This window comes from Microbacterium sp., assembly GCF_047606385.1.
Classification (GTDB): domain Bacteria; phylum Actinomycetota; class Actinomycetes; order Actinomycetales; family Microbacteriaceae; genus Microbacterium.
In genome coordinates, this window is record NZ_JASGEL010000132.1 from 1 (window position 1) to 10,556 (window position 10,556).

Genomic DNA, 10,556 nt, shown 5'->3' on the forward strand with positions numbered 1-10,556 from the left:
CATCCGCGACGTCTCGCGCGGATGTCACGCTCCGCGGTGTTTCTCGTGACATCCGCGACGTCTCGCGAGGGCGGGGGGAGGTGATCGCCGGGATCGGGGTCGACCTCGTCGACGTGCCGCGCTTCGAGGCCCACCTCGCGCGCACGCCGCGTCTGCGGGAGCGGTTGTTCTCGCCGGCGGAGCGGGTGCTGAAGCCACGGTCGCTGGCCGCGCGCTACGCCGCGAAGGAGGCGCTGATCAAGGCGCTGGGCGGCTCGGACGGCGTCCACTGGACCGAGATCGAGGTGACGGCGGAGGAGTCCGGCCGGCCGTGGTTCACGCTGTCGGGCCGGACTGCGGCGACGGTCGCCGCCCGCGGCATCACGACCCTGCACCTGTCGCTGTCGCACGACGCGGGTCTTGCGGCGGCGTACGTGGTGGCGGAGAGCGCCGCCCCGTGAGCAGCATGTCCCACTTTCGCGCGGTTGGTGTCCCGGTTCGGCGCGCTATGCGCACGCCATACCGCGCCGAACTGGGACATGGCGGGGTGAGGATGCGAGCAGCAGCAGCGCCGCAGGAGGAGGACGGATGAGCAGGATGCAGCGGATCGCGGTGTACACGGGCTCGGCGCCCGGAAACGACCCCGTGTTCGCGGCGGCGGCTCGGGCGGTCGGCACGCGGCTGGGCGAGGCGGGCATCGCGCTCGTCTACGGCGGCGGTCACACGGGTCTCATGGGCGTGGTGTCGGATGCCGCCCTGGACGCGGGCGCCGAGGTGTTCGGCGTGATCCCGCAGGCGTTGGTGAATGCGGAGCTGGCGCATCCCCGACTGACCTCGCTGGAGATCGTGCCGGACATGCACGTGCGCAAGATGCGCATGGCCGAGCTCGCCGACGGCTTCGTCGCCCTGCCCGGCGGCCCCGGCACGCTCGAGGAGCTGTTCGAGGCGTGGACCTGGCTGCAGCTCGGCTTCCACGCCAAGCCGGTCGCGATCTACGACGTCGACGGCTTCTGGCAGCCCCTGCTGGCGATGCTCGACCACATGGTGGCGTCGGGGTTCATGGCGGGGACGTTCCGCGACTCGCTCATCGTCGTGCACACCCCGGACGAGCTGCTCGCCGAGCTCGCCGCCTGGGAGCCGCCGACGCCCAAGTTCGCGCGCTGAGCGCCGGCGTCACGCGTTCACAACTCAGGCAGAATCGCGGCATCCGTCGTTCATCGGGCGAGAATCGGCCGTTCTGCCTGAGTTATGCGCAGCCTCACTCCAGGTCGTCCTGCGCGAGCTGCAGGGTGCGGAAGTCGGAGCGGTGGAACACGAGCGGCTCCAGCTCCGGCAGCGTGCCCAGCGCCGTGACCTCCAGCAGCGCGATCGTGTGATCCCCGGCGGGATGCTCGGCGTACAGCCGGCACTCCAGCCACAGCGGCGAGCCGTCGATGAACCGCGCGGACGATCCGGTCTCGCGCAGCGGCACGCCGTCGAACCGGTGCTCGCGGTCGGGACCCGCGATCTGCCGTGCGAGCGTCCCCTGCCCGTCGGCGAGCACGGTCACGCCCAGCCGGGACGCGCGCTGCAGCACCGGCCACGTCGTGGAGGTGCGCTGCACCGCGCACGACACCAGCGGCGGATCGGTCGAGACACCGACGGTGAACGCCGAGGCGACGATGCCCTGCACGCGCCCGTCGACCTCGGCGAGGATCGCGACGACCCCCGAGGGGAAGACGGAGAAGGCGCGCCGCAGTGCGGCGGGGTCCTGCGAGTACGACGGCAGCTCGGCCCGGATCATGCGGATCTCTCCTGTTCTGGCATGGCACCATCCTCACCCGCGAGCCCGTACTCGGTTCGCGAACCCGTATCCGATGCGCGTGAACCCGGTACGGGTTCGGGGGATGAATACGGGCTCGCGCGGACGGGCGAGCCGGATGCGGCGGCGATCAGCTCGACGGCGCGCTCGGCGATCGCGATGGTGGGCGCCTGCGTGTTGCACGTCGGAATGGACGGCATCACCGAGGCGTCGGCGACCCACAGTCCGGACAGCCCCCGCACCCGCAGCGACGGGTCGACGACGGCGAGCTCGTCGACGCCCATGCGGGCGGTGCCCGAGCAGTGGAAGAACGATCCGATGTTCTCGCGCACGAAGCGCACGCGCGCGGCGCGGTCGAGCCCCGGGGGCGGCGTCAGCGGCCCGGCCGCCAGTCCGGCGTAGGCCGGCGAGGCGACGAGGTCCTGGGCCATGTCGAGCGCCTCGATCATCGCCGCGAGGTCGATCGGGTCGGCGAGGTAGTTCGGCTGGATGTCGGCGGGCACCTCGGCATCCGCCGCCCGTGCCCGCACCCATCCGACCGACCGCGAGCCGTAGAGCCCCGGGACCAGGGCGAACACGCGATCGCCGCCGAGGTCGTACCGCTCGTGCAGCGTCTCGTCGCCGCGCGAGCCGTGCGCGACGACCGCGTGCAGGTCGGGACCGCGGGCGGCGTACGAGCTGCGCCAGTTCAGCATCGTGCCGCCGCCGTTGCCGACGACCTCGCCGAGGCCGGCGCGGGCGCGGAAGTTCACGCCGAGGATCAGCGGGTGGTCCTGGAAGTTCTCGCCCACGCCTGGCAGCTCGTGCACGGGGCGGATGCCGACCGCGGCGAGCCGTGCCGGATCGCCGATCCCCGAGCGCTGCAGCAGCAGCGGGGTGTCCAGCGCTCCCGCGGCGAGCACGACGGCATCCGCCCGGGTCTCCACGAGCGTGCCGTCGACGAGGTGTCGCACCCCCGCCGTCCGGTCGCCCTCGAGCACGACCGCGTGGACCGGGCTGCCTGTCAGCACGTCCAGGTTCGGCCGTCCCAGCGCGGGCTCGAGATAGGCGCGGGCCGCGCTCCACCGCTCGAACCCGCCACCGGCGACCTCCACGGCGTTGTAGTCGGCGTAGCAGGCGCCCTCGTCGTCGGCGGCGTTGGCGTCCTCGATGACCGGCAGCCCGCGATCGGCCGCCGCGGACATCAGAGCGTGCGCGATGGGATGCAGCCGCGCCAGCGGCGCCACCCGCATGGGGCCGGCGAGCCCCCGGTACGCGGGGTCTCCGCCGGGTCGCGACTCGGACCGGCGGAAGTACGACAGCAGGTCGTCGTAGCCCCAGCCGGTGGCCCCGGCGTCCGCCCATGCGTCGTAGTCGGCGCGGTTGCCGCGGTACCAGAGCATGGCGTTGGTCGACGAGCTGCCGCCGAGCACGCGGCCGCGCGGCATCCCGACCGACCTGCCGAGCACATGGTCGGTCGGGGTGGAGCGATAGCCGTAGTCGTAGCGGCCGCCGATGAGCGCGTCCCACCGGGCGGCGTCGAGGAGCTCGCGGACACCGCGATGGTCGGGCCCCGCCTCGACCAGCAGCACCTGCGCGGCGGGGTCCTCGCTCAGCCGGGCCGCGAGCACGCACCCGGCCGCGCCGCCGCCCACGACGAGATAGTCGTAGGCGGCGGCGGGAGCCGTCGTCAGGGGCATCAGTTGTGCTCGCTGGGTCCCATGATGGTCACGCCCTCGATCTCCTCGACATGACGCACGAAGATGTACTTGTCCTCGCGACCGTCGGAGTGCTTGCGCCGGATGCCCGGCTCGAGGATGCCGTCGGTCTTGGCCACCACCAGGTAGGGCTCCGACGCGCCGAGGCCCGCCGCGCAGTGCGCGTCGAACTCGTCGAGGGTCTCGGCGGTGTAGGCGTGGCGTACGCCCGCCCCGCGGGCGATCGCGGCGAGGTCGACGTTGCCGGCGGCGGTGTGCGTGCGCGGGCCCCCGATCGACTGGTACTGCTCGTTGTCCCACACGACGACGAAGAGGTTCGCGGGCTTCTCGTTGCCGAGGGTGGCGAGGATGCCGAGGTTGAACAGCAGCCCGCCGTCGGTGTCCAGCGAGACGATCCGGCGGTGGGGGAGCCCCGCGGCGAGGCCGAACGCCTCCGGCGTGACGCAGCCGAGCTGCTGCTGGAACAGGCTCGCCGCGCGCATGTGCGGGGCGGCGTTGTACCACTCGTCGACCGCGCCGCCCAGCGAGAGGATGACGAGGGCCTCGGCGTCCACCCGTGCGCCCAGCAGCTTCATGGCCTCGAACCGGCTGTAGCTCATCGGACCAGCCCTCCCGCCAGCACGACGGCGACGTGGTAGTACGACGCGTACGCCGTCTCGTATGCGTTCACGATCGCCTGCTCGATCGCCTCCACCTCGCGCACGATCGTGTACGGGGTGCGCAGCGCCTGCAGGAGCGGCTCCATCGTGATCCCGTGCGGGATGGCCCACCAGTTGTTCTCGCCGATCTCGCCGCGGTAGCTCATGATCATCACGACCGGGATGCCGGCGCCCAGGCCCATCCGGGCCAGATGCTCGGTCGCGGCCCGCAGCCCGGAGTTCTCCATGACGAGCACGGCGCGCTTGCCGGAGAGGAACACGCCGCCGGCGATCGCCGCGCCCTCGCCCTCGTTGGTGACCGGGATGGTGCGGATGTCGGCATCCGCGTCCAGCGCCGGGTACAGCTCCTTCAGGAGCGAGTCCGGCAGGTAGGTGGCGATGGAGACGCCGGCCTTCTTCAACCCGCGGATCACCGCCTCGACGGCATCGGCTCTCATGCGTTCTCTCTTTCTCGGGCGCCGGCGGGCGCTTCTCTGATGTCGTCGGCCGCCCGGGCGGCGAGACGGTGCGCGGGATGCGTGGGGGCCAGGCGCGGGCTTCCGGTGAGGCGCTCTCGCAGGGAGGGCGCGCGTGCGGTCGTGGGGTCGGGGCGAGGATGCCGACGGGGAGGCCGTCCCGCGTCGGCCTGCGGCCGACGCCCGCCAGGCCCGATGCCAGCCTCGCCGTCGGCGTCCTCACCCCTCCCGGATCCGATGCCAGCCTCGCCGTCGGCGTCCCTCCCGGGGTCCGCGACCGTGCTCGCGATGCGGCCGCGGGCGCGCAGCAGCGGCAGCACCAGGTCGATGAACGCGCGGTAGGCGCCGGGACCGCCGAAGGTCGGCTCGAGCATGATGCCGTCGATGCCGGTGCCGTCGACGATCGCCTCGATCTCGTCCGCGACCTGGACCGGCGTTCCGGTGACCTGGAAGCCGCGGATCGCCCGCGTGCGGAACTGGTCGAGCACCGCCCGCACGCGGATGTCCGGATCGGTCCGCGCGTACCGGTCGATCAGGGTCTGCCCGAGATCGGTCCGCAGATCGGCGACGCGGGTGTCGGGGTCAATCCCCGTCAGGTCGATGCCGGTGATCCCGGCGAACATGACGGCGGCGTCGTCGAGGCCCAGCACGTCCTCGTATTCGGCGCGGAGCATGCGCGCCTCGTCCTCGGTCGGCGCGACCGTCACGGTCATCCCGGTGACGACCTTCACATCGTGCGGGGCGCGGCCGTGGCGCACCGCCTGCTCCCGGATGTCGCGCACGTGCGCGGCGGCCGCGGAGATCGTCTGCCCCTGGATGAACACGGCTTCCGCGTTGCGTGCGGCGTAGGCCCGGCCGCGGTCGCTGGTGCCCGCCTGGAACAGCACGGGGGTGCGCTGCGGCGTCGGCGGCACGGCGAAGATCCCGTGGGAGCGCTGGTGCCGTCCGTGCACGTCGACGGCGTGCAGCTTCGCCGGATCGGCGTACACGTCGCGGGAGCGCACCTCGGCGTCGTCCTCCCAGCTGTGCTCCCAGAACCGCAGGCAGGTGTCGAGGAACTCGTCCGCGGCGTCGTACCGCTCGTCGTGGCCGAGCGTCCGGGTCACGCCGAACAGCTCGTCGGTGGTGGCCTGCGAGCTGCCGGTCACCACGTTCCAGCCGATGCGCCCGTTCGTGAAACGGTCGAGGGTGGCGAACCTGCGTGCGGTCGCGTACGGCTTCTCGACGGTGGTGGGCGAGGTGACGACGAACCCGATGCGCTCGGTCTCCCGCGCGAGCGCCGCGATCGCGAGCATCGGGTCCAGGGCCGGGAACTGGATGCCGTGCGCCGCGACCTCCGCCGGCATGCGGCCCTGCAGCGTCGCGTAGCCGTAGGTGTCGGCGAAGAACAGGAAGTCGAAGCCGGCGGCGTCCAGCTCGCGCGCGAGCGTCACCCAGTACTCGAGCCGGTCCCAGTCGTCGCCTCGGCCGGCGGGGTGGGTCCAGGTCGGCATCCCGTTGCTGGGGTTCATCATCTCGAACACGCCGAGCAGGATGCGTCCGCTCACAGCGCCATCACCACGCTCTTGGTCTCGAGGTAGTTCTCCAGGCCCTGCGCCCCGTTCTCGTAGCCCCAGCCGGACTCCTTGTGGCCGCCCTTGGGCAGATCCGGGCCGAGGATGCTGTGGCAGTTGACCCAGACCGTGCCGGCCTGCAGTCGGGCCGCGATGCGGTGCGCGGCGCTCAGCCCCTCGGACCAGACGCTCGCGGCCAGGCCGTAGTCGGAGTCGTTGGCCCAGCCGACGACCTCGTCGAGGTCGTCGAAGGGCGTGACCACGGCGACCGGGCCGAAGATCTCCTCGCGCATCAGGCGTGCGGACGCCGGCACGTCGGTGAGCACCGTGGGGGAGTAGAAGGTGTCCTCGGTGCGCTCGCCGCCGGTGACCACGGTCACGCCCTCGGCCCGGCCCTCGGCGACGAACCGCTCGACCCGCTCGGCCTGCGCGGTGCTCACGAGGGGTCCCAGGTCGGTGTCCGGGTCGAGCCCGTGCCCGAGCCGCAGCGCGTCGCCGCGTGCGGCCATGCCCGCCACGAGGTCCTCGTACACGTCGCGATGCGCATAGATGCGAGCGCTCGCGACGCACACCTGCCCCCCGTTGTCGAAGATGCCGCCGGACACGCCCGCGATGGCGGCGGGCAGGTCGGCGTCCGGCATGACGATCGACGGCGACTTGCCGCCGAGCTCGAGCGTGAGGCGCTTGAGGTTGCCGGCGGCGCTCGCGAGGAGCCGCTTGCCGACCGCTGTCGAGCCGGTGAAGGCGATCTTGTCGACGCCGCGGTGGTCGGCCAGCGCCTGGCCCGCCTCGGCGCCGAAGCCGGTGACGATGTTCACGACGCCCTCGGGGACACCGGCCTCCTGCAGCAGCCGGCCGAGGTACAGCGCGGTCAGCGGCGTGTTCTCGGCGGGCTTGAGCACGATCGTGCAGCCCGCCGCGAGCGCCGGGGCGAGCTTCATGGCGGTCATCACCATCGGCGAGTTCCACGGCACGATCGCGCCGACCACGCCGACCGGCTCGCGGCGGGTGTAGGCGAACAGCTGCCGGCCGGCCGGGGTCTTGCCGCTGGACGCCGGGATCGTCTCGCCGGTGATCTTCGTCGGCCAGCCGGCGTAGTAGCGGAACTGGTTCACGGCCGCGGGGATCTCACCGAACCGTGAGGTGCGCAGGCTCTTGCCCTGGTCGAGGGTCTCCAGCTCCGCGAGGTCGTCGAGGTGCGCCGTCATGAGGTCGGCGATGCGCCACAGCAGCGCCGAACGGTCGGTGGCGCTCATCGATGCCCACGGCTCCACGGTCAGCGCACGGCGCGCGGCGGCGACGGCCCGGTCGACGTCGGAGCTCTGACCGCGGGCGACCTGCGCGAGCGTGCGCCCGGTGGCGGGGTCGATCGTGGCGAAGCGGGCGCCGTCCGCCGCATCCGCCCACGCGCCGCCGATGAGCAGGCGCCCCGGGTCGTCGGCGAGGAAGCGCGCGACCCGCTCGCGCAGGGGGAAGTCGGTGGGCATGCCCCGAAGCTATTCCCCTATCGTTGATTGCAAATACCAATCACGTTACGGCTGCGTTTCGTCCCCCGTTCCGCGAGACCGCATCTCCGCGCCGAGACGGTGGGGTCACCCCACGTCCTCGGCGCGGAGATGCGGTCTCGCGGAACAGAAGAGGGAGCAGCCGAGGACTCAGACCGGCGGGGTGTGCACGAGCAGCACCGTGGTGGCGGCGGCGTCCTGCACCGCCCAGCGGTTGCGCAGGGCGCCCGGGTGCGCGAGCGCGTCGCCGGGGCCGAGCTGCCACTCGCCGCGACCCTCGATCATCACGGTCAGGATGCCGTCGACGACGTACACCGTGTTCTCCCCGTCGGACTCGAACCAGTCGCCGAGGTACGGCCCGCCGATGCGGTACTCCTGCACGGTCGCGCCGCGCTCGGCCTCCGCCGAGATGATGCGGCTGGACGCGCGGTCGTCGCGCTCCGAGACCGCGACGGTCTCGGCATCCGCCCGCCGGCTCACCCGCACCGGGTCGGGCTCGGGCGGGCTCGGCAGCAGCGCGGACGGCGAGATGCCCAGCACCTTCGCGAGCCGGAACAGCGTCGAGATCGACGGCATCGTGTGGCCCGACTCGATCTGGCTGAGGAACGGCTGGCTGATCTCGGCGGACGCCGCCAGCGCCCGCGTCGACAGCTTCTTCGCCGTGCGCGCGGCCCGGATCTCGCGGCCGAGCGAGCGACCGATCAGCGCGTCGTCGGTCGCCGGGCCGGCACCGCGGTCGTCTGTCACGCGCTCAGCATAGGCCGACAGGCGGGGGAAACCTGGCCGTCATCTGGCCGCTATACCGTGGCGCACGATCGCGACCGGACGATCCGGTCGCCCGCAGGAGGTCGTTCCGTGTCAACGCCGTTCACCGTGCCGACGATCGACATCTCGCCCTACAGCGGCGACGGATCGGCCGACGAGCGCGCAGCCGTCGCCGCGGCCGTCGACCACGCCTGCCGCACCGTCGGCTTCATGCAGATCGTCGGCCACGGTGTGCGCGACGACGTGATCGACGGGCTCGTCGCGGCGATCGACGGCTTCTTCGGACTCGGCCTCGACGACAAGAAGGCGTACATGCGGCCGAAGAGCGAGAACCGCGGGTACACGCCGCCCAAGAGCGAGACCCTCAGCTACACCCTGGGCATCGATCCGGCCTCGCGGATGAACGACTTCTTCGAGGCGTTCAACGTGGGTGTCACCCCCGGGGACTTCCCGGGCGGCGGCCCGGCGACCGCCGCCTACCCGGGCGACGTCTGGCCCGAGGAGGTGCCCGGGTTCCGGATCGCCGTCGAGGCCTACTTCGCCGAGGCGCAGCGTGTCGCGCGCACCCTGACCCGCATCTTCGAAGACGCGCTGGACGTGCCGTCGGGGTCGTTCGACCCGTTCGTCCGGAACTCGCTGGACGTCCTGCGCATGAACAACTACGCGCTCCCGCCGGCATCCGTCGAGCTCGGCGCGGAGATGACCGGCATGGGCGAGCACACCGACTTCGGCCTGGTGACGGTGCTGTGGGCCGATCAGGTCGCGGGGCTCCAGGTCCTCGACGCCGACGGTGGGTGGAACGACGTGCAGCCCGCGGATGACGCGTTCCTCGTGAACATCGGCGACGTGATGGCGCGCCTCACCAACGATCAGTGGAGCTCCACACTGCACCGGGTGAAGCCGCCGATCGTCGACGGCACGATCCGCCGACGCCGCTCCGCGGCCTACTTCGAGGACGGCAACCCCGCCGCGGTCGTGGCGCCGCTGCCCGGGTTCGTCCCGGAGGGCGGCGTCGCCCACTACGCGGCGGTCACGCTCCAGGAGCACGTCGAGGCCAAGCTCGCCGGGCTCAAGCTGATCAAGAAGAACGAGGGGGCGCACCGCGAGGCGGCCCGTCTCACCGGGAGCGGGAACGCGTGAGACCGTCCTCCGGCGGACGCCCGTGCGTGGTGCTCGTGCACGGTGCGTGGGCGTCCGCGTGGGTCTGGGATCCGATCACCGCTCCGTTGGCGGATGCCGGATACGACGTCGTCGCGGTGACGCTTCCCGACTCGACCGGACCCGAGAGCGAGAGCGGCCTGGAGTCGCAGGTGCAGGCGGTGCTCGACGCGTCGTCGTCCGCCGGCGGCCGGCTGTTCCTCGTGGGGCACTCGGGCGGCGGGATCGTGGTCACCGTCGCCGCGGATCGGATGGCCGACCGTGTAGCGGGCGTGGTGTTCGTCGCCGGGATCATGCTCCCCTCGGGCGTCGGATTCGACGTCCTCCGCGCCGAGCTCGGCACGGAGGACGAGCTCATGGGCGCCGCACCGTTCCTCGAACGTGCGCTCGACGGCCGCGGCACGGTCGTTCCCCCGGACGCCGCGGTGGCCGTGCTCTTCCAGCGCGCCGACCCGGCGGCCGCGATCGGCGCCGCCCGCCGTCTCCAGCCGCAGTGGGACGCGGGCCTGGACGTGGTGCCCGTGTGGCGACCGGAGGGGTTCGGCGCACTGCGCCGGCTCTACATCGAGGCCACCGACGACCGCGACATCCCGCTGGCGGTGCAGCGCCACATGCAGCGCCGCACCCCGGGGGCGACGGTCGTGACCCTCGACGCCGACCATGCGCCGCAGCTGTCCGCACCCGACGGACTGGTCTCCGCGCTTCTCGGCTTCTTCGACGCGGTGTGAGCGGCTCGGGCGCGTACCCTGGAGGCCGGCACAGGGGGAGGTTCCGATGAGCCGGATGCCGGCGGGTGTCATGCGCGAGGCGACGATCGACGTCGCCGCGATCGAGGCCAACGTGCGCCAGCTGCGGCGGCTCGTCGGCGTCGAGGTCATCGCCATCGTCAAGGCCGACGGCTACGGGCACGGGGCGGCACGCACCGCGGCGGCGGCCCTGGCCGGCGGCGCGACCCGGCTCGGCGTCGCCGACATCGGCGAGGCG

The 10,556-nt window shown here is 72.6% G+C and carries 12 protein-coding genes; 5 read left to right on the forward strand and 7 right to left on the reverse strand.

Annotated elements, in window-relative coordinates; translation table 11 throughout:
• The first annotated feature begins 80 nt into the window (after positions 1-80).
• The gene (locus QM626_RS13910; protein WP_415077568.1) at positions 81-440 is read left to right on the forward strand and encodes a holo-ACP synthase; all 360 of its coding nucleotides are present in this window, start codon (positions 81-83) and stop codon (positions 438-440) included.
• Positions 441-567: 127 nt separating this feature from the next.
• Entirely contained in the window at positions 568-1,143 is a 576-nt protein-coding gene (locus tag QM626_RS13915) for a TIGR00730 family Rossman fold protein (protein ID WP_415077557.1), read from the forward strand.
• 94 nt (positions 1,144-1,237) lie between these two features.
• Here the strand turns inward: QM626_RS13915 and QM626_RS13920 are convergent, their stop codons facing one another.
• The 7 genes from QM626_RS13920 to QM626_RS13950 all read right to left on the reverse strand — a co-directional run bounded on the left by QM626_RS13920 (position 1,238) and on the right by QM626_RS13950 (position 8,396).
• A complete protein-coding gene (locus tag QM626_RS13920; RefSeq protein ID WP_415077558.1) occupies positions 1,238-1,762 on the reverse strand; it encodes a flavin reductase family protein in 525 nt (174 codons plus the stop codon).
• The gene (locus QM626_RS13925; protein WP_415077559.1) at positions 1,759-3,459 is read right to left on the reverse strand and encodes a GMC family oxidoreductase; all 1,701 of its coding nucleotides are present in this window, start codon (positions 3,457-3,459) and stop codon (positions 1,759-1,761) included. Before QM626_RS13925 ends, QM626_RS13920 begins: the two co-directional genes overlap by 4 nt.
• Entirely contained in the window at positions 3,459-4,076 is a 618-nt protein-coding gene (locus QM626_RS13930) for a thiamine pyrophosphate-dependent enzyme (protein WP_415077560.1), read from the reverse strand. Before QM626_RS13930 ends, QM626_RS13925 begins: the two co-directional genes overlap by 1 nt.
• Positions 4,073-4,573, reverse strand: a complete 501-nt coding sequence (locus QM626_RS13935) for a thiamine pyrophosphate-binding protein (RefSeq protein ID WP_415077561.1) — start codon at positions 4,571-4,573, stop codon at positions 4,073-4,075. Before QM626_RS13935 ends, QM626_RS13930 begins: the two co-directional genes overlap by 4 nt.
• Positions 4,570-6,138: an NtaA/DmoA family FMN-dependent monooxygenase gene (locus QM626_RS13940; RefSeq protein ID WP_415077562.1), complete on the reverse strand. Its 1,569-nt coding sequence runs from the start codon at positions 6,136-6,138 to the stop codon at positions 4,570-4,572. The genes QM626_RS13935 and QM626_RS13940 overlap by 4 nt, the downstream gene beginning before the upstream one ends.
• Positions 6,135-7,631: an aldehyde dehydrogenase family protein gene (locus QM626_RS13945; RefSeq protein ID WP_415077563.1), complete on the reverse strand. Its 1,497-nt coding sequence runs from the start codon at positions 7,629-7,631 to the stop codon at positions 6,135-6,137. Before QM626_RS13945 ends, QM626_RS13940 begins: the two co-directional genes overlap by 4 nt.
• 168 nt (positions 7,632-7,799) lie before the next feature.
• A complete protein-coding gene (locus QM626_RS13950; RefSeq protein WP_415077564.1) occupies positions 7,800-8,396 on the reverse strand; it encodes a helix-turn-helix domain-containing protein in 597 nt (198 codons plus the stop codon).
• Between the two features lie 108 nt (positions 8,397-8,504).
• On the opposite strand from QM626_RS13950, the gene QM626_RS13955 reads away from it, so the two are divergent.
• The 3 genes from QM626_RS13955 to QM626_RS13965 form a co-directional block, all read left to right on the forward strand.
• On the forward strand, positions 8,505-9,554 hold the full coding sequence (locus QM626_RS13955) for an isopenicillin N synthase family dioxygenase (protein WP_415077565.1): 1,050 nt from the start codon (positions 8,505-8,507) through the stop codon (positions 9,552-9,554).
• Complete coding sequence (locus tag QM626_RS13960; RefSeq protein WP_415077566.1) at positions 9,551-10,300, forward strand: alpha/beta fold hydrolase; 750 nt, start codon at positions 9,551-9,553, stop codon at positions 10,298-10,300. The genes QM626_RS13955 and QM626_RS13960 overlap by 4 nt, the downstream gene beginning before the upstream one ends.
• A 46-nt stretch (positions 10,301-10,346) precedes the next feature.
• Positions 10,347-10,556 (forward strand): alanine racemase (locus QM626_RS13965; protein ID WP_415077567.1); only part of this gene is annotated, 210 nt, incomplete at its 3' end.